Consider the following 22,832-nt stretch of genomic DNA (forward strand, 5'->3'; position numbering starts at 1 on the left):
GTTAAAACGCGCAAGAAAGGTAAAAAAGTGTCCGCGACGTGGCGCGTTGCAGGATGCTTGGTTAGCATAAGTTAATTAGACTTTGACGTGGCAAGACGCTGCAATTGACGAAAAAACAATGAGGAAGAGCTTGTGGGAAAAGCCAAACAGGTGGTCTGGCGTCTGCTGGCTGCCAGCGTATGCGTGATGGCGGCAAGCCAGGCGGTGCATGCCGATTCACTGGATGAACAACGTAATCGCTACGCCCAGATTAAACAGGCGTGGGACAATAAGCAGATGGATACCGTGCAGGCGCTGATGCCGACCTTAAAAGCGTATCCTCTCTATCCGTATCTGGAGTATCGGCAGATCACTGACGATCTCATGAATCAACCCACGGTCACCGTGAATAACTTTATTCAGGCGAACCCGACGCTGCCACCCGCGCGGACGCTGCAGTCTCGTTTTGTGAACGAACTGGCACGTCGTGAAGACTGGCGTGGGCTGCTGGCGTTTAGCCCGGAAAAACCGAACACCACCGAAGCCCAGTGTAACTACTACTATGCGAAGTGGGTTACCGGACAGCAGGAAGAGGCCTGGGCGGGCGCGAAAGATCTGTGGTTGACCGGAAAAAGCCAGCCAAATGCCTGTGATTCCCTCTTTGGCGCATGGCGTGCGTCAGGTAAGCAGGATCCGCTGGCGTACCTTGAACGTATTCGCCTGGCGATGAAAGCCGGAAACACGCGGCTGGTTACCACGCTTGCGGGACAAATGCCGTCTGATTATCAGACGATCTCAACCGCCGTCATCGCCCTGGCGAACGATCCGAACAGCGTACTGACCTTTGCCCGCAACACCGGCGCAACCGACTTTACCCGCCAGATGGCCGCGGTGGCTTTTGCCAGCGTGGCGCGTGACGACGTGGAAAATGCGCGGCTGATGATCCCGCAGCTGGTGCAGGCGCAGCAGCTCAATGAAGATCAAACTCAGGAGCTGCGCGACATTGTGGCGTGGCGACTGATGAGCACCGATGTAACCGACGAGCAGGCGCGCTGGCGAGACGATGCGATTATGCGTTCGAACTCCACGTCGCTGGTGGAGCGCCGCGTGCGTATGGCGCTGGGGACGGGCGATCGCCGGGGGCTGAATACCTGGCTTGCGCGTCTGCCAATGGATGCCAAAGAGAAAGACGAATGGCGTTACTGGCAGGCGGATCTGCTGATGGAGCGCGGGCGTGACGATGAAGCCAAAGAGATCCTCCATGCGCTGATGCAGCAGCGTGGGTTCTACCCGATGGCGGCCGCACAGCGTCTGGGTGAGGAGTACACGTTCCGCATTGATAAAGCCCCTGCTAACGCCAGCCCGACGTTGACTCAGGGACCAGAAATGGCGCGCGTTCGCGAGCTGATGTACTGGAACATGGACAATACCGCCCGTAGCGAATGGGCGAATCTGGTGACCAGCCGTACGACCGATGAGAAGGCACAGCTTGCCCGCTATGCCTTTGATAACCACTGGTGGGATCTGAGCGTGCAGGCAACGATCGCCGGCAAGCTGTGGGATCATCTCGAAGAGCGTTTCCCGCTGGCCTATAAAGATCTGTTTGAGCGCTACACCAGCGGTAAAGACATTCCGCAAAGCTACGCCATGGCCATTGCCCGCCAGGAGAGTGCGTGGAACCCGAAAGTCCGTTCCCCGGTCGGGGCCAGCGGCCTGATGCAGGTGATGCCGGGAACCGCGACGCACACGGTGAAGATGTTTAACATCCCGGGATACAGCAGCCCGTCACAGCTGCTGGATCCGGAGACCAACATCAATATCGGTACCAGCTACCTGCAGTATGTTTATCAGCAGTTCGGCAATAACCGCATCTTCTCCTCAGCGGCGTATAACGCTGGCCCGGGCCGCGTGCGCACCTGGCTTGGCAACAGCGCCGGGCGCATTGACGCCGTCGCGTTTGTGGAAAGTATTCCATTCTCGGAAACCCGCGGCTACGTGAAGAACGTATTGGCTTATGACGCCTACTATCGCTATTTCATGGGACAAAAAGATACCCTGATGAGCGATGCTGAGTGGCAGAGACGTTACTGATGGGGCGGGTTGTGTTATGCTGTACTCGTTAATGAGTACAACAGGCGGCATAACATGACCCAGCATTCCCCGTATTCCTCGGCAATGGCCGAACAACGTCATCAGGAGTGGCTTCGTTTTGTGGAGTTGCTCCGCCAGTCTTACGACCAGGATCTGCATTTGCCTTTATTGCAGCTGATGCTGACGCCGGATGAGCGTGAAGCTCTGGGCACACGCGTGCGGATCATCGAAGAGCTGTTGCGCGGTGAGATGAGCCAGCGTGAGCTTAAAAATGAGCTGGGCGCGGGTATCGCGACGATCACCCGCGGATCGAACAGCCTGAAATCCGCGCCGGTGGAACTGCGTCAGTGGCTGGAGTCTGTGCTGCTGGGCGCTCAGCGATAAATCGCGTTATGGAACGGGCTCAGGGCCAGAATCACCGCCTGGTGGTAAACGCCTGAACGCGTCAGCGCGCCAGCGGTAAAGACGCCAATCGCGCCTTCTTTGCGGCCAATTTCATCGATGCCGGTGTACTGAGACATCACCGGCCCGAGCGCTTCACCCGCGGACACTTTTTCCAGAATGATTTTTGGCAGCGGCAGGGTTGCTGAACGCGCTTCTCCACGCTGTTCACGGTTCTCGATGACCACCCAGCTGAACGTCGCGCCTTCGTCGATACCCGCTTCAATTGCCACCCAGAAGTCAGCATCCGGTGCGGCAGCCCTGGCGTTTGCCACGCGATTTCGTGCGCCAGCGCGCGTTTCCTCGCTGCCAAACGGCTGTTCAGGCACGCCGCTCTCGACGCCGATGGCATCAATATGGCAGGATCCTTCGCCGAAAATCTCTTCGAATGCCCTTAGAATTGCCTGAATTTTGGCAGGATTGGTGGTAGCAGAGACAACATGGTGCATAATTAAGCTCGATTCAAAAAAAACTCATCGCAGTATAACGGAAAAAAAGCATGTTACAGGTATACCTTGTTCGCCACGGTGAGACGCAGTGGAACGCCGAGCGACGTATTCAAGGCCAGTCAGACAGTCCTCTTACTGAAAAGGGTGTGCAGCAGGCGTGGCAGGTGGCAGAACGCGCCAGAACGCTGGGCATTACGCATGTTATCACCAGCGACTTAGGTCGCACACAGCAGACGGCGCGCATCATTGCCGATGCCTGTGGTTGTGATGTCATGATCGAGCCGCGTCTGCGCGAGCTGGATATGGGCGTGCTGGAAAAACGGCATATCGATACGCTGACGGAAACGGAAGAGGGCTGGCGTCGCACGCTGGTCAACGGCACCGAAGATGGCCGTATTCCGGAAGGCGAATCCATGCAGGAGCTGAGCGTGCGCATGCATGCCGCGCTGGCGGAATGCCTGAAGCTTCCGGCCGGGAGCCGTCCGCTGCTGGTGAGTCACGGTATTGCGCTGGGCTGCCTGGTGAGCACGATTCTGGGGTTACCTGCGTATGCAGAACGCCGTTTGCGTCTGCGCAACTGCTCTATTTCCCGTATCGACTATCAGGAAAGCGCGTGGCTGGCGTCAGGTTGGGTCGTAGAGATGGCAGGGGACATTTCGCATCTTGATGCCCCTGCACTTGACGAACTTCAGCGTTAACGACGTATCGGAATTAAGAATTCCATACGCAGATTGATGGGGCCTTCTTCCGGTTTAGCATCGCTTGCCGGATAGTAGCGCTCAATATCCTGACCTTTACGGCGATTCAGGTTCAGCATTGGCATGCAGGTTCCGTAAACGGTCAGGATAAATTCCTGTACACCCGTTCCCAGCCCTTCATAAGCGAACATCACGTATTCGCCGCCTTCCAGCACCACGGGCTTTGAACCCTGAATATAGCCATTCGCCAGCTCTGGCGTTAACGCGGTGGTGTAGAACACCTCCTGCTCGTCGTCTTTTTCCTGGCTTGGGTGCGTTTCGTTGAGACCATACAGGATGGGCGGGATCGCCGGTGCATGGCTCAGGAAATCGCGCCAGAACTGAACGCGCATCTGATGACGGAATTCGGAAATCTGCTCCAGCGAACAGGAGTAGCTTTGCGTCGTACCAATCAGGTGCGTTTCTGGCAGGGTGATAAATTCATATTTCGGCATTGCAAACTCACCCAGACGCAGCGGCGGACGCATGCCAAACGAGCTCCAGTCAGGCGAGCGGCGATAGAGCGCTGGCGTTAACGAGAACTGTTTTTTAAAGGCGCGGGTAAAGGTTTGCTGCGAGTCGAAACGATATTGCAGTGCAATATCCAGAATCGGCCGCGCGGTCAGGCGTAATGCCACCGCTGATTTTGACAGACGACGTGCGCGGATATAGGCCCCGATAGCATGACCGGTGACATCCTTGAACATCCTTTGCAGATGCCACTTGGAATAGCCTGCTTTAGCCGCCACATTATCCAGTGACAAAGGCTGGTCGAGATGACCTTCCAGCCAGGTGAGCAGGTCGCGAATAATTCCAGCCTGATCCATATACTATCCTCATCCTTAAAACAGCAGGTGCCTGATAACAGGTTAGCGGATAATAGCATTTTTTGATGTTTTAGCATTCAGTGTTTTTTTTGCGCATTAATGCCTTTTGTTCCTCGTTTTGGGTGAATATATTCTAATCCTGTGATCTTGCTACATTTTTGTCTACAGTGTTGAATAATCGCTCAGCGTAATTCTTAAAAATGGTAACAATATGAAATACAAGACTTTGATCTTCACTGCCCTGATGTTGACGGTGGGGCACGCCGCGCAGGCGGAACAGATTGGTTCTGTCGATACCGTTTTCAAAGTGTTCGGCCCGGACCACAAGATTGTGGTGGAGGCGTTTGATGATCCGGACGTGAAAAACGTCACCTGCTACGTTAGTCGGGCGAAAACCGGGGGCATTAAAGGCGGGCTTGGGCTGGCTGAAGATACCTCTGATGCGGCTATCTCCTGCCAGCAGGTCGGCCCTGTGGAGCTGAGTGACAAAATCAAAAACGGCAAAGCGCAGGGCGACGTGGTTTTCCAGAAACGGACCTCGCTGGTGTTTAAAAAGCTGCAGGTGGTGCGTTTTTATGACGCCAAACGCAACACGCTCGCCTATCTGGCCTATTCCGACAAAGTGGTTGAAGGCTCACCGAAAAACGCCATCAGCGCCGTGCCGATCATGCCATGGCACTAATTCAGGGATGAATCATGCAGCAACCTCTGGTCTGGCTGGTTGAGGACGAAATCAGTATCGCCGACACGCTACTCTACATGCTTCAGCAGGAGGGGTTTGCGGTGAAGGCTTTCGGGCGTGGGTTACCGGTACTGGAAGAGGCGCGGCGGCAGGTCCCCGCGCTGGCGATTCTGGATGTCGGGTTGCCTGACATCAGCGGCTTTGAACTCTGCCGTCAGCTTCTGGCGCAGCATCCGTCACTGCCGATCCTGTTTCTGACGGCGCGAAGTGACGAGGTGGATAAGCTGCTCGGACTGGAGATGGGCGCGGATGATTATGTCGCCAAACCCTTCTCCCCGCGTGAAGTCTGTGCCCGGGTGAGGACTATTCTACGGCGGTTACAAAAATCCACCGCCCCTGCCGAGATCGTTCGTATCGGGCAGTTTGAACTGAACGAACCCGCCGCCAGAATCAGCTGGTATGGGGAGCCTTTACCGCTCACGCGCTACGAGTTCCTGCTGCTCAAAACATTGTTGCAGGCGCCGGGCCGGGTCTTTTCTCGCCAGCAGCTTATGGACAAAGTGTGGGGCGAAGACGGCGATAGCTTCGATCGTACCGTGGATACGCATATCAAAACCTTGCGCGCCAAGCTGCGCGCGGTCAATGACGGGCTTTCGCCCATCAGTACCCATCGCGGGATGGGTTACAGTCTGGGGCTTTATTAATGCGTATTGGCATGCGTCTGCTGCTGGGCTATTTCCTGATTGTCGCTATCGCCGCGTGGTTTGTGCTGTCTATCTTCGTGCAGGAGGTCAAGCCCGGCGTGCGCAGAGCCACCGAAGGCACGCTGATTGACACCGCGACCCTGCTGGCGGAAGTGGGGCGAGACGACCTGCTCGCAGGCAATCCGCAGCAGGGCCAGCTGGCTCATGCCTTTTCACGGCTCCATCAGCGGCCGTTTCGCGCCAACATTGGCGGCATTCATAAAGTCCGCAACGAGTACCACGTCTACATGACCGATGCCACGGGCAAGGTGGTGTTTGATTCGGCGGGCCTGGCGGTAGGAAAAGACTACTCCCGCTGGAATGACGTCTGGCTGACGCTTCGCGGGGAATATGGCGCGCGCAGCACCCAGAGCAACCCTGACGATCCGGAAAGTACGGTGATGTATGTTGCCGCACCGGTAATGGACAGGGGCAACATTATCGGCGTGCTGTCGGTCGGAAAACCTAACAGCGCCATGGCACCGGTTATTCACCGTAGCGAGCGGCGGATCCTGTGGGCGGGTGGGGCGCTGCTCGGCATTGCCCTGCTGATTGGTCTGCTGGTGGCGGGATGGATCAATCGTTCCATTGGCAGATTGTCGCGCTACGCCGATGCGGTGACCACGGACACGCCTCTCCCGCTGCCTAACCCCGGCAGCAGTGAGCTACGAAAGCTGGCGCAGGCGCTGGAAAATATGCGCATTCGCCTCGAGGGTAAGAATTACATCGAGCATTATGTGCATGCGCTTACTCACGAACTCAAAAGCCCGCTGGCGGCAATCCGCGGCGCGGCAGAGATCCTTAATGAGCAGCCGCCGCCGGCGGTGGCCGCGCGGTTTATCGATAATATTCTGGTGCAAAACGCGCGTATGCAGTCGCTGGTGGAAAAACTGCTCTCTCAGGCGCGTCTTGAAAACCGGGTAGAGATAGAGCCGGTGAGCGTGAGTATCAGCACGCTGTTTTCACGGCTTGCGGATTCACGCTCCGCCGTTATCACGGCGAAAAATATCATCCTGACCTGCCAGCCCACTTCGCTGCAGGTGCAGGGCGACCCCGAGCTGCTTGAACAGGCGCTGGGCAATTTGCTGGATAATGCCATCGATTTTACCCCGCAGGGCGGGACGCTTCAGCTGGCTGCCGAGGAGACGCCAACCGAGATCCGGCTTACCGTAAGCGACAGCGGAAGCGGGGTACCGGACTATGCCATGGCGCGTATTTTTGAACGTTTTTACTCGCTCCCCCGCGAGAACGGGTTGAAAAGCAGCGGGCTGGGTCTGGCATTCGTGCAGGAGGTGGCGCGTCTGCATCAGGGGGACATTGCTCTGCATAACCAGCCAGAAGGCGGCGTGAAAGCCACGCTGACACTTCACCGTCACTTCACATAACTTCAAACTGGCCCCACATAGCCCCGGTACGCTCTCCACATCACAAAGGAGACGTAATGATGAAATCCCCCCTGTTCTGGAAAGTAAGCACCCTGCTGGGGTGCATTCTGCTGTTGTTAGTCCCGCTCTTTATGGTCAGTAACCTGATTTCGGAGCGTGAGAGCTACCGTAACGATGTTGAACACTCGCTTCGCCAAAGCACCAGCGGACCGCAAAAGCTGGTAGGACCGCTGATTGCCATTCCTGTCACCGAGGTTTTTTACAAACTTGAGGATGAGAAAAAGGTCGAATACAAAAAAAGCTACCTGCACTTTATCCTGCCGGAATCTTTGCTCGTTGAGGGAAATCAGCGCGTGGAGTCCAGAAGCATCGGTATTTATGACGGGCAAATCTGGAACACCGATCTCAAAATAAAAGCGCAGTTCTCGACGGAGAAAATGGCGCAGCTGAAGGGCGAAACCATGACGCTGGGGCAGCCATTCCTGGTGATTGGCGTGGGTGATGCCCGGGGCATTGGTACGGTGAAGGTCGCAAAAATCAACGGTGAGACGCTCAGCGTAGAGCCGGGAACCGGCGTGTATGGCACACTTGCCGGTATTCATATTCCGCTGAGTGATAAAGCCCTTGAGCCGAAAACGCTCGCCCTTGATATGTCGTTTAACCTGGCGGGGACGGGCACTTTTGCGGTGGTGCCTGTCGGGCGTAACAGCGAAATGACGCTGCGCAGTAACTGGCCGCACCCGGGATTTATGGGATACTATCTGCCTGTTAAGCATCAGATTAGCGAGTCTGGTTTCCAGGCAAACTGGCAGAGCAGCTGGTTTGCTAACAACATGCAAAGCTGGTTTGCCGAGGGCGAGTCACCGGAGTGGAGTTCAATCCCGGCCTTTAGCGTGACGGTTGCCACGCCAGCGGATCAGTACCAGCTGACAGACCGCGCGATCAAGTACGCTATTTTACTGATTGCCCTGACGTTTATGGCCTTCTTCGTGTTCGAAACCCTCACCGGATTGCGTCTGCATCCAATGCAGTATCTGCTGGTAGGGTTGTCGCTGGTCCTCTTCTATCTCGTCTTACTTGCCCTGTCTGAGCATGTCGGGTTTACGCCGGCCTGGATTATTGCAAGCCTTGTCGGCGCGATGATGAATGGTATGTATCTGCAGGCGGTACTGAAAAGCTGGAGGCGAAGCGGGGTGTTTATTCTGGCGCTGCTGGGGCTGGATGTCGTGATGTGGTTCCTGCTGCGTTCTGAGGACAGCGCGTTGCTGCTGGGAGCTGCCGTACTGGCGATGGCACTGTTTGCGGTCATGTACCTGACGCGTCACCTTGACTGGTATTCGCTCTCTCAGCCGAAGCGTCCCGTCCCCCCCGTTGAACCTGATGCGGATACGATGCGAGTCTGGAAATAAAAAACGGCGCGAAAGCGCCGTTTTTTTACTTCAGTTGCCGGATTACTCCTGCAGGTCGCCGCAGAAACGATAACCTTCACCGTGAATAGTGGCGATAATTTCCGGCGTATCAGGCGTAGATTCGAAATGTTTACGGATACGACGGATGGTCACGTCTACGGTACGGTCGTGCGGCTTCAGCTCACGGCCGGTCATTTTCTTCAGCAGTTCTGCACGGGACTGAATTTTGCCCGGATTTTCACAGAAGTGCAGCATCGCGCGGAATTCACTGCGCGGCAGTTTATACTGCTCACCGTTCGGGCTAATCAGTGAACGGCTATTGATATCAAGTTCCCAGCCGTTGAACTTGTAGCTGTCTACGCTACGACGCTCTTCGCTGACCGTGCCCAGGTTCATGGTGCGGGACAGCAGGTTGCGTGCACGAATGGTTAACTCGCGTGGATTAAACGGTTTAGTGATGTAGTCATCCGCACCGATTTCCAGGCCAAGGATTTTATCAACTTCGTTATCACGGCCTGTCAGGAACATTAACGCGACGTTCGCCTGTTCACGCAGTTCGCGCGCCAGAAGAAGGCCGTTTTTGCCCGGCAGGTTGATATCCATGATCACCAGGTTGATATCATTTTCAGAAAGGATCTGATGCATCTCTGCGCCATCGGTCGCTTCAAAGACATCGTAGCCTTCTGCTTCGAAAATGCTCTTTAACGTGTTGCGTGTTACCAACTCGTCTTCAACGATAAGAATGTGCGGGGTCTGCATGTTTGCTACCTAAATTGCCAACTAAATCGAAACAGGAAGTACAAAAGTCCCTGACCTGCCTGATGCATGTCGCAAATTAACATGACCGGCCTAACGTGACTAAAGTACGTAATTGCGTTCTTGATGCACTTTCCATCAACGTCAACAACATCATTAGCTTGGTCGTGGGTACTTTCCCTTTGGACCCGACAGTGTCAAAAACGGCTGTCATCCTAACCATTTTAACAGCAACATAACAGGCTAAGTGACACCAGACACCCAATAAAACTACGCTTCGTTGACATATATCAAGTTCAATTGTAGCACGTTAACAGTTTGATGAAATCATCGTAGCCGAATGCTAGCCTTTGTCACAATTTTTCAATAAACCAACTAGTTGCGTACCTTGATTTATAAACGATACGAATCCAATCAGAAAAGAGTATTCATGAGGTCATTACCATTATAAAACATAAGGATAATAGCCTTCTGTTAACATTCTAACTGATTGTTCAGCCACAAAATAGTTTAGCGTTTTTAATTTGTTCTGAAACGCTATTTCGGTGATTAGTGTTGCATTTTTGTAAATTCGCGCCGCGTAATATGTTGAAGTGCATCACATTTTTACCCGCTAACTGATTAAAAAGAGAGCATAAATGCATCTGTCGATTGTACTGGTCGCCCCAGCCAGAGCCGAAAATATAGGCGCTGCGGCGCGTGCCATGAAGACCATGGGGTTTACCGATCTTCGCATCGTGGACAGCCAGGCGCACCTCGAGCCCGCGGCCCGTTGGGTGGCGCACGGTTCAGGGGATATTCTCGATAATATAACCACTTACGACACGCTCGCCGCTGCGCTGCACGACATTTCTTTTACCGTGGCGACCACGGCACGCAGCCGGGCAAAGTTCCACTATTACGCCACGCCGGCGGAACTGGTGCCGATGTTAACGGAGAAAAGCCAGTGGCTGACGAAGGCCGCGCTGGTCTTTGGGCGGGAAGATTCCGGTCTGACGAACGAGGAGCTGGCGTTGGCGGACGTCCTGACCGGTGCGCCGATGGTGGCGGATTATCCGTCGCTAAATTTAGGCCAGGCGGTAATGGTGTATTGCTATCAATTAGCCTCCCTAATACAAATTCCTCAACCCCAGTCTGAAGGGGCAGATGAAAACCAGCTGGCCGCGCTGCGCGCTGGCGTTGACCAACTGTTATTACAACTCGGTGTCGCGGAAGATCAAAAAATGGCGGACTGGCTACATCAGCGACTTGGGCGTCTTGAGCAGCGAGACACGGCAATGTTGCACCGTTTGCTGCATGATATTGAAAAAAAATTGGCCGAGTAAAATGCTGTCATAAGTTTTTACTATGGCGTATCCGTCTGTCTGGGTGGGGTGCGTCTGGGGGAATCGGATGAAAATAAATCTGCAAGCAGCGGGACGTGAGAGCGTCCCGAATTGTGATCAAATTAAAAATTCATTGACTTAAGGTGCCCAATCCTTTAACCCTAAAAGAATACAGCACAGACAGATAATAATGACAGAGTACACAACATCCATGAAACGCATCAGCATCACCACCATTACAACAACCATCATCATTACCACAGGAAATGATGCGGGCTGACGCGTACAGGAAAAACAGAAAAAAGCCCGCACCCAAACAGTGCGGGCTTTTTTTTCGGCTAAAGGAAACGAGGTAGAACCATGCGAGTGTTGAAGTTCGGCGGTACATCAGTGGCAAATGCAGAACGTTTTCTGCGTGTTGCCGATATCCTGGAGAGCAACGCCAGGCAGGGGCAGGTCGCGACCGTGCTCTCTGCCCCGGCAAAAATCACCAACCACCTGGTGGCGATGATTGAAAAGACCATCGGTGGCCAGGATGCACTCCCGAACTTGAGCGACGCCGAGCGTATCTTCGCTGAGCTGCTGCAGGGGCTGGCGGAGGCGCAGCCGGGTTTCCCGCTCGCACAGCTGAAATCGTTTGTTGAGCAAGAGTTCGCCCAAATCAAACACGTGCTGCACGGTATCAGCCTTTTAGGTCAGTGCCCGGACAGCATTAACGCGGCGTTAATCTGCCGTGGTGAAAAATTGTCGATTGCCATCATGGCGGGCCTGCTGGAAGCGCGTGGCCACAATGTGTCGGTTATCGATCCCGTTGAAAAACTGCTGGCAGTGGGTCACTACCTCGAGTCTACCGTTGATATAGCCGAATCAACCCGTCGCATTGCCGCGAGCAAAATTCCGTCTGACCATATGATCCTGATGGCGGGCTTCACCGCCGGAAACGAGAAGGGTGAACTTGTCGTACTGGGCCGTAACGGCTCCGACTACTCTGCTGCCGTGCTGGCAGCCTGTTTACGCGCCGACTGTTGTGAGATCTGGACTGACGTCGACGGTGTATACACCTGCGATCCGCGCCAGGTGCCGGACGCCAGGCTGCTGAAGTCGATGTCATACCAGGAAGCGATGGAGCTTTCCTACTTCGGCGCTAAAGTTCTTCACCCTCGCACCATCTCTCCCATTGCCCAGTTCCAGATCCCTTGCCTGATTAAAAACACCGGTAACCCGCAAGCGCCAGGTACGCTGATTGGTGCCAGTACCGATGAAGACGGCCTGCCGGTGAAAGGCATTTCTAACCTGAACAATATGGCCATGTTCAGCGTTTCCGGCCCGGGAATGAAAGGCATGGTCGGTATGGCGGCCCGCGTTTTCGCGGCCATGTCCCGCAACGGTATCTCGGTTGTGCTGATCACTCAGTCCTCTTCTGAATACAGCATCAGCTTCTGCGTACCGCAGGGGGATTGCCTGCGCGCCCGTCGTGCGCTGGAAGAAGAGTTTTACCTTGAGCTGAAAGAAGAGCTGCTGGAGCCGCTTTCTATCCAGGAACGCCTGGCGGTTATCTCGGTGGTGGGCGACGGTATGCGTACGCTGCGCGGTATCTCGGCCAAATTCTTTGCCGCGCTGGCCAGGGCCAACATCAACATTGTGGCCATTGCCCAGGGGTCATCTGAGCGTTCAATCTCGGTGGTCGTTGACAACGACGATGCGACAACCGGCGTTCGCGTGGTTCATCAGATGCTGTTCAACACCGATCAGGTGATCGAGCTGTTCCTGATTGGCGTGGGCGGTGTGGGTGGCGCGCTGCTGGAGCAGGTGAAGCGTCAGCAGGAGTGGTTGAAGAAAAAGCACATTGATCTGCGCGTGTGCGGTATCGCGAACTCAAAAGCGCTGCTGACCAACGTTCATGGTCTGAACCTGGAAAACTGGCAGACTGAGCTGAATGATGCCAAAGAGCCCTTTAATCTGGGCCGGTTAATCCGTCTGGTGAAAGAGTATCACCTGCTTAACCCGGTCATTGTCGATTGTACCTCGAACCAGGCGGTGGCCGATCAGTACGCCGATTTCCTGCGCGAAGGTTTCCACGTGGTGACGCCAAACAAAAAGGCCAACACCTCGTCGATGGATTACTATCACCAGCTGCGTCTGGCGGCGAGCAAGTCACGGCGTAAGTTCCTCTACGACACCAACGTGGGCGCGGGCCTGCCGGTGATCGAGAACCTGCAAAACCTGCTGAACGCGGGGGATGAACTGCAGCGTTTCTCCGGCATTCTTTCCGGCTCGCTGTCGTTTATCTTCGGCAAGCTGGATGAGGGCATGAGCCTGTCGGAAGCGACCCGTGCCGCGCGTGAACTGGGGTACACCGAGCCGGATCCGCGAGACGATCTCTCCGGTATGGATGTGGCGCGTAAGTTGCTCATACTGGTGCGTGAAACGGGCCGTGAGCTGGAGCTTTCCGATATCGTGATTGAGCCTGTTCTGCCTGCCGGGTTTGACGACAGCGGTGACGTGAACACCTTTATGGCCAATTTAGCGCAGCTAGACGACGCCTTTGCCGCACGCGTTGCGAAAGCCCGTGATGAAGGTAAGGTATTGCGCTATGTTGGCAATATTGAAGACGATGGTATGTGCCGCGTGAAGATTGCTGAAGTGGATGGCAACGACCCGCTGTTCAAAGTAAAAAACGGCGAAAACGCCCTCGCGTTTTACAGCCACTATTATCAGCCACTGCCGCTGGTGCTTCGCGGCTATGGCGCAGGGAATGATGTTACCGCGGCGGGTGTATTTGCCGATTTGCTGCGTACCCTGTCATGGAAGTTAGGAGTTTAACATGGTGAAAGTTTATGCCCCAGCTTCCAGCGCCAATATGAGCGTCGGATTTGATGTGCTGGGTGCGGCGGTGACGCCGGTGGATGGTTCGCTGCTGGGCGATACGGTAACGGTTGAAGCGGCAGAGAGCTTTAGCCTGAATAACGTGGGCCGCTTCGCCAGCAAACTGCCGACAGACCCGCGCGAGAATATCGTTTATCAGTGCTGGGAGCGGTTCTGTCAGGAGATTGGCAAAAATGTGCCGGTCGCCATGACGCTGGAAAAAAGTATGCCGATTGGCTCTGGCCTGGGTTCCAGCGCTTGCTCCGTGGTCGCCGGACTGGTGGCCATGAATGAGCACTGCGGCAAGCCACTGAATAATAACCGTCTGCTCGGGTTAATGGGCGAGCTGGAAGGGCGCATCTCCGGCAGCATTCATTATGACAACGTCGCCCCCTGCTTCCTCGGCGGTATGCAGCTGATGATTGAAGAAAATGGCATCATCAACCAGCAGGTGCCAGGGTTTGATGAGTGGCTGTGGGTGCTGGCCTATCCCGGCATTAAGGTATCCACCGCTGAAGCGCGTGCGATCCTGCCTGCGCAGTATCGTCGTCAGGACTGTATCGCTCACGGACGTCATCTGGCCGGCTTTATACACGCCTGCTACACCCGTCAGCCGCAGCTGGCAGCAAAATTAATGAAAGACGTTATCGCCGAGCCGTACCGCACTAAGCTGCTGCCTGGCTTTAACGAGGCGCGACAGGCGTCAATGGATACCGGCGCACTGGCGTGCGGTATCTCCGGCTCCGGCCCGACGCTGTTCGCCCTGTGCGATAAGCCAGACACGGCGCAGCGCGTGGCGGACTGGCTCTCTAAACACTACCTGCAAAATCAGGAAGGCTTTGTTCATATTTGCCGTCTGGACACGGCTGGCGCACGAGTACTGGGATAACGAATGAAACTCTACAACCTTAAAGATCATAACGAGCAGGTCAGCTTCGCGCAGGCGGTGACTCAGGGACTGGGCAAAAATCAGGGGCTGTTCTTCCCCCATGACCTGCCAGAATTTCAGCTGACCGACATTGATGAGCTGCTGAAGCAGGACTTTGTCACCCGCAGCACTAAAATTCTCTCTGCCTTTATCGGCGATGAAATCCCGCAGGAGCTGCTGGAAGAGCGCGTGCGTGCAGCGTTCGCTTTCCCGGCACCGGTTAAGCAGGTTGAGCCGGATGTCGGCTGCCTTGAGCTGTTCCACGGTCCAACCCTGGCGTTTAAAGACTTCGGTGGCCGCTTTATGGCGCAGATGCTGACCCACATCAGCGGCGACAAACCGGTAACGATTCTGACGGCGACCTCCGGAGATACCGGTGCGGCCGTTGCCCATGCGTTCTATGGTCTGAAGAACGTTCGCGTGGTGATCCTCTACCCGAAAGGCAAAATCAGTCCGCTGCAGGAAAAACTGTTCTGTACGCTCGGGGGCAACATTGAAACCGTGGCGATTGACGGCGATTTCGATGCCTGCCAGGCGCTGGTCAAGCAGGCCTTCGATGATGAAGAGCTGAAAGTGGCGCTGGGTCTGAACTCGGCGAACTCCATTAACATCAGCCGTCTGCTGGCGCAGATCTGCTACTACTTCGAAGCGGTTGCACAACTGCCACAGGAGGCGCGCAATCAGCTGGTCGTCTCCGTACCAAGCGGCAACTTTGGTGACCTGACGGCGGGCCTGCTGGCGAAATCGCTCGGCCTGCCGGTAAAACGCTTTATCGCCGCCACCAACGCCAACGACACCGTGCCGCGCTTCCTGAAAGACGGTAAATGGGCGCCGAACGCCACGCAGGCGACGCTTTCGAATGCGATGGACGTAAGCCAGCCGAACAACTGGCCGCGTGTGGAAGAGCTGTTCCGCCGTAAGGTCTGGCGTCTGGGCGATCTGGGTTATGCCGCGGTGACGGATGAGACCACCAAAGCCACCCTGCGTGAGCTGAAAGCGGTGGGGTACACCTCTGAACCGCATGCGGCGATCGCTTACCGTGCGCTGCGCGATCAGCTGAATCCGGGGGAGTATGGCCTGTTCCTGGGAACGGCTCATCCGGCGAAGTTCAAAGAGAGCGTGGAAGTGATTCTGGGTGAAACGCTGCCGCTGCCAAAAGAGCTGGCCGAGCGTGCGGACCTGCCGCTGCTTTCGCATGAACTGCCCGCGGATTTCGCCGCGCTGCGTAAGTTGATGATGACGCGCGGATAACGGTTCTGTCACCCTATGCAGGCCGGGTAAGGTGAAACTTACCCGGCTTTTTTTATGGAGAAATTAAGGAGAAAAATAGCAGTAAAAAAGCAGAAATTCCCAATAAATGCGGTCACTTAGCGATTAGGATTGCAGAGAATAACATCCCCCGTCCTCCTCACGTATTCTCCTTACATCGGCCCACATCGGGTAAATGAATAAGGAGTCACCTATGTCTAAACTGAAACCTGCTCTGCTGGTGCTTTCAATGATGCTGGTCGCTCCGATGGCGGTTCAGGCCTCTGAAATCACCCTCGTCCCTGCGGTAAAACTGCAGATTGGCGATCAGGATAATCGTGGTCACTACTGGGATGGTGGTCGCTGGCGCGACCATGACTGGTGGAAGGCTCACTATGACTGGCGCGATAATCACTGGCGCCCACATGACGAGCATCACGATCGTCATCATGATGACCACCATCACGATCGTCACGACGACCCGCGTCCTGGCCCGGACTGGAAACACCATTAATGCAAAACCCCGCCATCTGGCGGGGTTTGTTTTACTGCTCGTGGCGCTTAAACACCAGTTCGCCTTTTCCCGACGCTTCTTCATCGAAGAAGTAGCCTTCGCTGTTGAAGCCGGTCAGTTGCTCCGGCTTCGTCAGGCGGTTCTGAATGATGTAGCGGCTCATCAGCCCACGCGCTTTTTTGGCGTAGAAGCTGATGACCTTGAACTTGCCGTTTTTCTCATCGAGGAAAACGGGCTTGATAATTTCCGCATCCAGCTTTTTCGGCTTCACCGATTTGTAGTATTCATCGGAGGCCAGATTGATCACCACATTATCGCCCTGAGCACGCAGCGCAGCGTTCAGTTTGTCGGTGATGATATCGCCCCAGAAATGGTACAGATCTTTGCCTTTAGGGTTTTCCAGGCGGATACCCATCTCCAGACGATACGGCTGCATCAGATCCAACGGGCGCAGCACGCCGTACAGACCTGACAACATGCGCAGATGCTGCTGGGCGAAGTCGAAATCGGCTTCGCTAAAATCTTCCGCCTGCAGGCCGGTATACACATCACCTTTAAACGCCAGAAGCGCCTGGCGGGCGTTGTTCGGCGTGAAGTCCGGGTGCCACTCGTGGAAACGGGTCGCGTTAAGATCCGCCAGTTTGTCGCTGATGCTCATCAGCGAGGCAATTTGTGGCGCAGAGAGCTTACGCGCGACGTGAATCAGCTGTTGCGAATAGTCCAGCAGTTCAGGCTGGGTATAGCGCTCGGTGGCGAGCGGGCTCTGGTAATCGAGCGTTTTAGCAGGTGAAATCAGAATCAGCATATCCAGTCCTTGCAGGAAATTTAGAGCGACTTTAGCAAAAAATCGCCCTCAATTGATCGATAGCTGTTATTGCCGTGGCAAATCATCCCAGGTGCCGGGCGCAATTTGCGCCTGGATGTCGGGATAACGCGAGGCATCAAAGACCGGTGGTACGCCCAGTTTGCGCTGACGAAGATAGTCCCGTGCGATAAGCGTAACCACGGGTGAGAGCAGCAGGATCGCCGTCAGGTTAGTGATGGCCATGAGCGCCATAAAGACATCCGCCAGTTGCCAGACCAGCGGCATGCTGAGCAGCGAACCTGCTAACACCATCAGTATCACCCCGAGGCGCAGCAGCGTGATCATACGGCGGGAGTCCACTTTCAGGAAAATAAGGTTATTTTCGGCGTAGAGGTAATTCACAACAATCGAGCTGAAGGCGAATAACAGCAGGATGAGCGAGACAAACCCGGCTCCCCAGCCGCCCGTCAGATTCACCAGTGCCTGCTGAAGCAGTTGTATGCCGGCTGTTTCCGATGAGTGAGGTACCGGACCGGCCAGCAGCAGGATCATGGCGCTGGCGGAACAGATAATAATGGTGTCCGTAAAAACGCCAATCATCTGAACAATGCCTTGTGCCGCCGGGTGGGGCGGCCAGGACGCGGCGGCGGCTGCGGCATTGGGCGTTGATCCCATACCGGCTTCATTGGAGAACATTCCGCGCTGAAAGCCCGACATCAGCGCCTGGCTGAAGGTATAGCCCAGTGCGCCCGATGCCGCCTCGCGCCAGCCAAATGCGCTTTTGAAGATGGTTGCAATCACTTCCGGCACCTGCTCGATATGCCGTGCGGCGACGAACAGGCTGGCGGCAACCCACAGCAGCGCCATGACCGGCACCAGCCACTGCATCAGGCGGGCGACACCTTTTAGGCCGGTCGAAATGGTCAGCAGGATACAGAGGGCTAAAACAAGCCCGGTGATCCACTCCGGACACGCAAAGGCATAGCGCAAGGCATGGGCGACAGAATTCGCCTGAACGGTATTAAAAATCAGACCGTACGCGAGCAGTAAAAACAGCGAAAACAGCACGCCCATCCAGCGCATTCCTAAGCCACGCGCCATGTACCAGGCCGGGCCGCCGCGAAACTGTCCGTTTTTATCTTTTTCTTTGTAGAGTTGGGCGAGGGCGCTCTCGGCAAAGGAGGTGGCCATCCCGATAAGCGCCGTGACCCACATCCAGAAAACGGCGCCCGGGCCACCGGCGCTGATGGCCAGTGCCACCCCTGCCATATTACCGCTGCCGAGGCGTGCTGCAATGCTGGTGCAGAGGGCCTGGAAAGAGGTTAATCCGCCCGGCTGGGGCGTGACGCTGTTTTTCAGACTTCTGCCAAATTTGCGAATATAACGAAACTGGATAAACCCGCTGCGTAGCGTAAACCAAATACCTGCACTCAGCAGCAGGTATATCATTATCGAACCCCAAAGGACTTCATTAATAAAGAAAAGGAAATCAGGCATTAACGTCCCTCTTGTTGATGCCAAAATGAATATGTAAGCGCTACCACTGATTGGACATGCTGTTACTTAGCAGCCTGTTAATATTCTGAGTTTATCATACTCTGTCTAAGCGCACTGTCTGCGGTTGCGCTACCCCTCCGTCGTGTTATCATCAGGGCAGACCGGTTACATCCCCCTAACAAGTAAACCTGTCATTTTTCCGCTGCAGGCATGCTGTCGGTAGCGTGAATTATCCAGGGCACGTTAAAAGAGAAACACTATCATGACGGATAAATTGACCTCCCTTCGTCAGTTCACCACTGTCGTAGCTGACACCGGAGATATCGCGGCAATGAAGCTGTACCAGCCGCAGGATGCCACCACCAACCCTTCTCTGATCCTTAACGCCGCACAGATCCCTGAGTATCGCAAACTGATTGACGACGCAGTGACCTGGGCGAAAGCACAGAGCAACGACCGCGCGCAGCAGGTTGTTGATGCCACTGATAAACTGGCCGTGAACATTGGTCTGGAAATTCTGAAACTGGTTCCTGGCCGCATCTCTACCGAAGTTGACGCACGTCTCTCCTACGACACCGAAGCGTCTATCGCCAAAGCAAAACGTCTGATCAAAATGTACAACGATGCCGGCATCAGCAATGACCGCATCCTGATCAAACTGGCGTCAACCTGGCAGGGTATTCGTGCAGCTGAACAGCTGGAAAAAGACGGTATCAACTGTAACCTGACGCTGCTGTTCTCCTTCGCACAGGCGCGTGCATGTGCGGAAGCCGGCGTATACCTGATTTCTCCATTCGTTGGCCGTATTCTGGACTGGTACAAAGCCAACACGGATAAGAAAGAGTACGCGGCATCTGAAGATCCAGGCGTCGTTTCCGTGACCGAAATCTACGAATACTACAAACAGCACGGTTATGAGACTGTGGTGATGGGCGCAAGCTTCCGTAACGTAGGTGAAATCATCGAACTGGCTGGCTGTGACCGCCTGACCATCGCCCCGGCACTGCTGAAAGAGCTGGCTGAAAGCGAAGGTGCTATCGAGCGTAAACTGTCCTACACCGGTGAAGTGAAAGCGCGTCCGGAGCGCATCACTGAATCTGAGTTCCTGTGGCAGCATAACCAGGATCCAATGGCTGTAGATAAACTGGCGGACGGTATCCGTAAGTTTGCTATCGACCAGGAAAAACTGGAAAAAATGATCGGCGACCTGCTGTAATCATTCTGCGTGACCGGGTTCCCGGTCACGCTACTTCTTTCGTACTCTGTCTGAATTTCCCCTCTGCGTGTATCATTCCCTTTAATCAGTACTTTTTTGAATGGAATGGATATGAATACCTTACGCATCGGCTTAGTGTCGATTTCTGACCGCGCCTCCAGCGGTGTTTATCAGGATAAAGGCATCCCCGCGCTGGAAGAATGGCTGGGCAGTGCGTTGACAACCCCCTTTGAGATCCAGACCCGCCTGATCCCTGACGAACAGCCAATTATCGAACAGACACTCTGTGAGCTGGTGGATGAGATGAGCTGCCACCTGGTATTGACCACGGGAGGCACCGGGCCTGCGCGCCGGGACGTCACTCCGGATGCCACGCTGGCGGTTGCCGATCGTGAGATGCCTGGCTTCGGTGAGCAGATGCGCCAGATCAGTCTACACTTTGTCCCGACGGCGATCCTCTCCCGTCAGGTCGGGGTGATCCGCAAGCAGGCATTGATTCTGAATTTGCCGGGCCAGCCGAAGTCCATCAAAGAGACGCTTGAAGGACTGAAAGCGGAAGATGGCAGCGTGATCGTGCACGGGATTTTTGCAAGTGTACCGTATTGTATACAGTTGCTTGACGGTCCGTATGTAGAAACCGATGAGAAAGTGGTAGCAGCTTTTCGTCCGAAAAACGCCCGTCGCGAGACAATCTCCTGAAATTAATCAATATGTGACATTAGCTGAAGCGACGGTGGCGTGGTAAGGGTTTTACGGTATAGTAATTTTTTCTTTACGTTTGCTGTAAAAATAAATCCACAACACAAGCCAAATGGTTCGCTATGTCACATAACACCCGACCTCTGAATCGACAGGACTATAAAACCCTCACGCTCGCGGCCTTAGGCGGTGCGCTGGAGTTTTACGACTTCATCATCTTCGTCTTCTTCGCCGCCGTGGTGGGGGAGCTTTTCTTCCCGGCAGATATCCCGGAGTGGTTGCGCCAGGTGCAAACCTTCGGCATTTTTGCCGCCGGGTATCTGGCGCGACCGCTGGGTGGCATTGTAATGGCCCACTTTGGTGACCTGGTCGGGCGTAAGAAGATGTTCACGCTCAGCATTTTACTGATGGCCGTGCCGACGCTGGCCATTGGTCTGCTGCCCACTTACGCCTCAATGGGCATTGTTGCTCCGCTGCTGCTGTTGCTGATGCGCATTCTTCAGGGCGCGGCGATTGGCGGCGAAGTGCCGGGGGCCTGGGTGTTCGTGGCGGAGCATGTGCCGGCGCGCCGCATCGGCATCGCCTGTGGAACCTTAACGGCGGGGCTGACTGTCGGTATCCTCCTCGGTTCAGTGGTGGCCACTATCGTGAATACCAGCATGACGCAACAGGCGGTTCACGACTGGGGATGGCGCGTACCGTTCCTGCTCGGCGGGGCGTTTGGCCTGGTGGCGATGTATCTTCGCCGCTGGCTGCAGGAGACACCTATTTTCCTTGAGATGCAGCAGCGCAAGGCGCTGGCACAGGAGTTGCCGGTAAAAGCCGTGGTGGTGCGCCACCGGAGCGCGGTTGTGGTGTCGATGCTGCTCACCTGGCTGCTGTCGGCGGGCATCGTGGTCGTTATCTTGATGTCTCCGGTATGGCTGCAAAAGCAGTACGGTTTTGCGCCGGCGGTAACGTTGCAGGCAAACAGTATCGCCACCATTATGCTCTGCTTTGGCTGTCTGGCCGCGGGGCTGGCCGTTGATCGTATCGGTGCCGGCCTGACTTTCATCATCGGCAGTCTGCTGCTGGCTGCGTCGAGCTGGGCGTTTTACCACCTGGCAGGCAGCCATCCTGAACAGCTGTTCCTGCTCTACGGTACGGTCGGGCTGTGCGTGGGGGTTGTCGGTGCAGTGCCGTATGTGATGGTGCGAGCTTTTCCGCCAGAGGTCCGCTTCACCGGGATCTCTTTTTCCTATAACGTCTCTTACGCCATCTTTGGCGGGCTGACGCCGATTGCGGTCACGGTGTTGATGGGAGTATCCCCGATGGCTCCCGCCTGGTATGTGCTCGCGCTGTCGGTGATGGGGCTGGTGTTAGGCATTTGGCTTCGGCAGAAACAGGGATGTCGTGCCCGCGAGGCGGACACGACAGATGGATCAGTGTTTTTCACCAATCGGTAGAATGGTGCGGTCAAACTGCTCGTTCAGCACTTCACCCATTGCCAGGTAGATAGCGCTTGCGCCGCACACCAGACCAATCCAGCCGGCAATATGCACGATGCTTTCGTTATCCACGAGGTGGCCGATCGCCAGCAGGGCGAACAGCACGGTCAGGCTCAGGAAAACAAACTGCAGTGCGCGGTTGCCTTTCAGGGTGCCGAAGAACATAAACAGCGTGAAGATGCCCCACAGACCAAGGTAAACGCCCAGGAAATGTGCGTTTGCCGCATCTGCCAGGGCCATTTTAGGCATCAGCAGGATCGCGACCAGGGTCAGCCAGAAAGAACCATAAGAGGTAAATGCGGTTAAGCCGAAGGTGTTGCCTTTCTTATATTCCAGCAGGCCCGCGAAGATTTGCGCGATACCGCCGTAAAAAATGCCCATCGCCAGGATAATGCCATCCATCGGGAACATCCCGATGTTGTGCAGGTTCAGCAGGATAGTGGTCATGCCAAAACCCATCAGGCCCAGCGGAGCCGGATTAGCCAACTTAGTGTTGCCCATAAGTCCTCAAAAAATCATCATTAATATGGTGAAATGGTTAAACCCGCGTCAGTTCTCCCTGACGGGGCGCGGCATCATAATGGGCGCAATCAATGCCGTCTATGATCTCATCAGGGTGAAATTAAAAATTTTTTTTACCGTTCCCCCTTGATGGACGCTGGCGCGACCCCATCTTGTAGTCAACCGCAGTGTGTGGACCTGAAAAAAATCAATTGTGGGCAGTTGAAAAAGCACGTTCTGCCCTTATT

24 protein-coding genes and 1 other annotated feature are annotated in these 22,832 nt (G+C 55.1%); of the genes, 18 read left to right on the forward strand and 6 right to left on the reverse strand.

All coding sequences use genetic code 11. The features are described 5' to 3' along the window. The first annotated feature begins 132 nt into the window (after nucleotides 1–132). Entirely contained in the window at nucleotides 133–2,070 is a 1,938-nt protein-coding gene (gene sltY / locus BH714_RS17945) for a murein transglycosylase (RefSeq protein WP_040018582.1), read from the forward strand. Between the two features lie 54 nt (nucleotides 2,071–2,124). Further along, complete coding sequence (gene trpR / locus BH714_RS17950; RefSeq protein ID WP_020885267.1) at nucleotides 2,125–2,454, forward strand: trp operon repressor; 330 nt, start codon at nucleotides 2,125–2,127, stop codon at nucleotides 2,452–2,454. Here trpR and yjjX read toward each other — a convergent pair. Then, complete coding sequence (gene yjjX / locus BH714_RS17955) at nucleotides 2,445–2,960, reverse strand: inosine/xanthosine triphosphatase (RefSeq protein ID WP_014168549.1); 516 nt, start codon at nucleotides 2,958–2,960, stop codon at nucleotides 2,445–2,447. The genes trpR and yjjX overlap by 10 nt on opposite strands. Nucleotides 2,961–3,010: 50 nt before the next feature. On the opposite strand from yjjX, the gene gpmB reads away from it, so the two are divergent. Beyond that, complete coding sequence (gpmB, locus tag BH714_RS17960; RefSeq protein ID WP_014168550.1) at nucleotides 3,011–3,658, forward strand: 2,3-diphosphoglycerate-dependent phosphoglycerate mutase GpmB; 648 nt, start codon at nucleotides 3,011–3,013, stop codon at nucleotides 3,656–3,658. On the opposite strand, the gene robA is transcribed toward gpmB, so the two are convergent. Continuing rightward, a complete protein-coding gene (gene robA / locus BH714_RS17965) occupies nucleotides 3,655–4,524 on the reverse strand; it encodes an MDR efflux pump AcrAB transcriptional activator RobA (RefSeq protein WP_014168551.1) in 870 nt (289 codons plus the stop codon). The two genes, gpmB and robA, sit on opposite strands and share 4 nt — an antisense overlap. Nucleotides 4,525–4,735: 211 nt before the next feature. Between robA and creA the strand changes: the two genes are divergently transcribed. Genes creA through creD form a run of 4 tightly spaced genes read left to right on the forward strand, consistent with a single transcriptional unit; the run spans nucleotide 4,736 to nucleotide 8,743 of the window. Next, the gene (gene creA / locus BH714_RS17970; protein WP_014168552.1) at nucleotides 4,736–5,206 is read left to right on the forward strand and encodes a protein CreA; all 471 of its coding nucleotides are present in this window, start codon (nucleotides 4,736–4,738) and stop codon (nucleotides 5,204–5,206) included. 14 nt (nucleotides 5,207–5,220) lie between these two features. Continuing rightward, nucleotides 5,221–5,910, forward strand: a complete 690-nt coding sequence (gene creB, locus BH714_RS17975) for a two-component system response regulator CreB (RefSeq protein WP_014168553.1) — start codon at nucleotides 5,221–5,223, stop codon at nucleotides 5,908–5,910. Continuing rightward, complete coding sequence (creC, locus tag BH714_RS17980) at nucleotides 5,910–7,334, forward strand: two-component system sensor histidine kinase CreC (protein WP_040018583.1); 1,425 nt, start codon at nucleotides 5,910–5,912, stop codon at nucleotides 7,332–7,334. Before creB ends, creC begins: the two co-directional genes overlap by 1 nt. Nucleotides 7,335–7,390: 56 nt before the next feature. Further along, nucleotides 7,391–8,743 (forward strand): cell envelope integrity protein CreD, encoded by a 1,353-nt coding sequence (gene creD / locus BH714_RS17985; protein ID WP_040018585.1) that lies wholly within the window; start codon nucleotides 7,391–7,393, stop codon nucleotides 8,741–8,743. A 42-nt stretch (nucleotides 8,744–8,785) separates the two neighbouring features. On the opposite strand, the gene arcA is transcribed toward creD, so the two are convergent. Next, nucleotides 8,786–9,502, reverse strand: a complete 717-nt coding sequence (gene arcA / locus BH714_RS17990; RefSeq protein WP_003856501.1) for a two-component system response regulator ArcA — start codon at nucleotides 9,500–9,502, stop codon at nucleotides 8,786–8,788. A gap of 95 nt (nucleotides 9,503–9,597) precedes the next feature. Between arcA and yjjY the strand changes: the two genes are divergently transcribed. The 7 genes from yjjY (at nucleotide 9,598) to BH714_RS18015 (ending at nucleotide 16,379) form a co-directional block, all read left to right on the forward strand. Then, nucleotides 9,598–9,738 carry a YjjY family protein gene (gene yjjY / locus BH714_RS24120; RefSeq protein WP_001541509.1) on the forward strand — a complete coding sequence of 47 codons (141 nt, stop codon included), beginning with the start codon at nucleotides 9,598–9,600 and terminating at the stop codon, nucleotides 9,736–9,738. Between the two features lie 399 nt (nucleotides 9,739–10,137). Then, nucleotides 10,138–10,824: a tRNA/rRNA methyltransferase gene (locus BH714_RS17995; protein WP_040018586.1), complete on the forward strand. Its 687-nt coding sequence runs from the start codon at nucleotides 10,138–10,140 to the stop codon at nucleotides 10,822–10,824. Between the two features lie 211 nt (nucleotides 10,825–11,035). Then, nucleotides 11,036–11,104 carry a thr operon leader peptide gene (thrL, locus tag BH714_RS23840; RefSeq protein ID WP_015572623.1) on the forward strand — a complete coding sequence of 23 codons (69 nt, stop codon included), beginning with the start codon at nucleotides 11,036–11,038 and terminating at the stop codon, nucleotides 11,102–11,104. Then, nucleotides 11,043–11,160 (forward strand) — a sequence feature (Thr leader region). Its footprint overlaps the gene before it by 62 nt. 24 nt (nucleotides 11,161–11,184) lie before the next feature. Continuing rightward, a complete protein-coding gene (thrA, locus tag BH714_RS18000; RefSeq protein WP_032679597.1) occupies nucleotides 11,185–13,647 on the forward strand; it encodes a bifunctional aspartate kinase/homoserine dehydrogenase I in 2,463 nt (820 codons plus the stop codon). A gap of 1 nt (nucleotide 13,648) precedes the next feature. Beyond that, the gene (gene thrB / locus BH714_RS18005) at nucleotides 13,649–14,578 is read left to right on the forward strand and encodes a homoserine kinase (RefSeq protein WP_040018588.1); all 930 of its coding nucleotides are present in this window, start codon (nucleotides 13,649–13,651) and stop codon (nucleotides 14,576–14,578) included. A 3-nt stretch (nucleotides 14,579–14,581) separates the two neighbouring features. After that, nucleotides 14,582–15,868 (forward strand): threonine synthase, encoded by a 1,287-nt coding sequence (thrC, locus tag BH714_RS18010; protein ID WP_020882536.1) that lies wholly within the window; start codon nucleotides 14,582–14,584, stop codon nucleotides 15,866–15,868. Between the two features lie 211 nt (nucleotides 15,869–16,079). Beyond that, on the forward strand, nucleotides 16,080–16,379 hold the full coding sequence (locus tag BH714_RS18015) for a DUF2502 domain-containing protein (RefSeq protein WP_020882537.1): 300 nt from the start codon (nucleotides 16,080–16,082) through the stop codon (nucleotides 16,377–16,379). Between the two features lie 31 nt (nucleotides 16,380–16,410). Here the strand turns inward: BH714_RS18015 and yaaA are convergent, their stop codons facing one another. Next, a complete protein-coding gene (gene yaaA / locus BH714_RS18020; RefSeq protein ID WP_025205476.1) occupies nucleotides 16,411–17,184 on the reverse strand; it encodes a peroxide stress protein YaaA in 774 nt (257 codons plus the stop codon). Between the two features lie 66 nt (nucleotides 17,185–17,250). After that, the gene (locus BH714_RS18025; RefSeq protein WP_040018589.1) at nucleotides 17,251–18,681 is read right to left on the reverse strand and encodes an alanine/glycine:cation symporter family protein; all 1,431 of its coding nucleotides are present in this window, start codon (nucleotides 18,679–18,681) and stop codon (nucleotides 17,251–17,253) included. A gap of 262 nt (nucleotides 18,682–18,943) precedes the next feature. Between BH714_RS18025 and tal the strand changes: the two genes are divergently transcribed. The 3 genes from tal (at nucleotide 18,944) to BH714_RS18040 (ending at nucleotide 22,041) form a co-directional block, all read left to right on the forward strand. After that, entirely contained in the window at nucleotides 18,944–19,897 is a 954-nt protein-coding gene (gene tal / locus BH714_RS18030; RefSeq protein ID WP_014168563.1) for a transaldolase, read from the forward strand. A gap of 111 nt (nucleotides 19,898–20,008) precedes the next feature. Continuing rightward, nucleotides 20,009–20,596, forward strand: a complete 588-nt coding sequence (gene mog, locus BH714_RS18035) for a molybdopterin adenylyltransferase (protein ID WP_020882540.1) — start codon at nucleotides 20,009–20,011, stop codon at nucleotides 20,594–20,596. A gap of 122 nt (nucleotides 20,597–20,718) precedes the next feature. Continuing rightward, nucleotides 20,719–22,041, forward strand: a complete 1,323-nt coding sequence (locus BH714_RS18040) for an MFS transporter (protein ID WP_032681686.1) — start codon at nucleotides 20,719–20,721, stop codon at nucleotides 22,039–22,041. Here the strand turns inward: BH714_RS18040 and satP are convergent. Beyond that, nucleotides 22,018–22,584, reverse strand: a complete 567-nt coding sequence (gene satP / locus BH714_RS18045) for an acetate uptake transporter (RefSeq protein ID WP_040018590.1) — start codon at nucleotides 22,582–22,584, stop codon at nucleotides 22,018–22,020. The genes BH714_RS18040 and satP overlap by 24 nt on opposite strands. Between satP and BH714_RS24215 the strand changes: the two genes are divergently transcribed. Beyond that, nucleotides 22,529–22,735, forward strand: coding sequence for a hypothetical protein (locus BH714_RS24215; RefSeq protein ID WP_162182834.1), 207 nt, complete (start codon nucleotides 22,529–22,531; stop codon nucleotides 22,733–22,735). The two genes, satP and BH714_RS24215, sit on opposite strands and share 56 nt — an antisense overlap. Nucleotides 22,736–22,832: the final 97 nt, after the last annotated feature.

It is taken from the genome of Enterobacter ludwigii (genome assembly GCF_001750725.1).
In the GTDB taxonomy this organism is placed as follows: Bacteria; Pseudomonadota; Gammaproteobacteria; order Enterobacterales; family Enterobacteriaceae; genus Enterobacter; species Enterobacter ludwigii.

Bases quoted from the DNA above. Each gene is read 5' to 3' on its own strand.
- thrC (WP_020882536.1), top strand. From the start codon at position 14,582: ATGAAACTCTACAACCTTAAAGATCATAACGAGCAGGTCAGCTTCGCG.
- tal (WP_014168563.1), top strand. From the start codon at position 18,944: ATGACGGATAAATTGACCTCCCTTCGTCAGTTCACCACTGTCGTAGCT.
- creC (WP_040018583.1), top strand. From the start codon at position 5,910: ATGCGTATTGGCATGCGTCTGCTGCTGGGCTATTTCCTGATTGTCGCT.
- mog (WP_020882540.1), top strand. From the start codon at position 20,009: ATGAATACCTTACGCATCGGCTTAGTGTCGATTTCTGACCGCGCCTCC.
- BH714_RS24215 (WP_162182834.1), top strand. From the start codon at position 22,529: ATGCCAAAACCCATCAGGCCCAGCGGAGCCGGATTAGCCAACTTAGTG.
- gpmB (WP_014168550.1), top strand. From the start codon at position 3,011: ATGTTACAGGTATACCTTGTTCGCCACGGTGAGACGCAGTGGAACGCC.
- satP (WP_040018590.1), bottom strand. From the start codon at position 22,584: ATGGGCAACACTAAGTTGGCTAATCCGGCTCCGCTGGGCCTGATGGGT.
- BH714_RS18025 (WP_040018589.1), bottom strand. From the start codon at position 18,681: ATGCCTGATTTCCTTTTCTTTATTAATGAAGTCCTTTGGGGTTCGATA.
- creB (WP_014168553.1), top strand. From the start codon at position 5,221: ATGCAGCAACCTCTGGTCTGGCTGGTTGAGGACGAAATCAGTATCGCC.
- yaaA (WP_025205476.1), bottom strand. From the start codon at position 17,184: ATGCTGATTCTGATTTCACCTGCTAAAACGCTCGATTACCAGAGCCCG.
- creD (WP_040018585.1), top strand. From the start codon at position 7,391: ATGATGAAATCCCCCCTGTTCTGGAAAGTAAGCACCCTGCTGGGGTGC.
- thrB (WP_040018588.1), top strand. From the start codon at position 13,649: ATGGTGAAAGTTTATGCCCCAGCTTCCAGCGCCAATATGAGCGTCGGA.
- BH714_RS18040 (WP_032681686.1), top strand. From the start codon at position 20,719: ATGTCACATAACACCCGACCTCTGAATCGACAGGACTATAAAACCCTC.
- trpR (WP_020885267.1), top strand. From the start codon at position 2,125: ATGACCCAGCATTCCCCGTATTCCTCGGCAATGGCCGAACAACGTCAT.
- creA (WP_014168552.1), top strand. From the start codon at position 4,736: ATGAAATACAAGACTTTGATCTTCACTGCCCTGATGTTGACGGTGGGG.
- arcA (WP_003856501.1), bottom strand. From the start codon at position 9,502: ATGCAGACCCCGCACATTCTTATCGTTGAAGACGAGTTGGTAACACGC.
- robA (WP_014168551.1), bottom strand. From the start codon at position 4,524: ATGGATCAGGCTGGAATTATTCGCGACCTGCTCACCTGGCTGGAAGGT.
- BH714_RS17995 (WP_040018586.1), top strand. From the start codon at position 10,138: ATGCATCTGTCGATTGTACTGGTCGCCCCAGCCAGAGCCGAAAATATA.
- yjjX (WP_014168549.1), bottom strand. From the start codon at position 2,960: ATGCACCATGTTGTCTCTGCTACCACCAATCCTGCCAAAATTCAGGCA.
- thrA (WP_032679597.1), top strand. From the start codon at position 11,185: ATGCGAGTGTTGAAGTTCGGCGGTACATCAGTGGCAAATGCAGAACGT.
- BH714_RS18015 (WP_020882537.1), top strand. From the start codon at position 16,080: ATGTCTAAACTGAAACCTGCTCTGCTGGTGCTTTCAATGATGCTGGTC.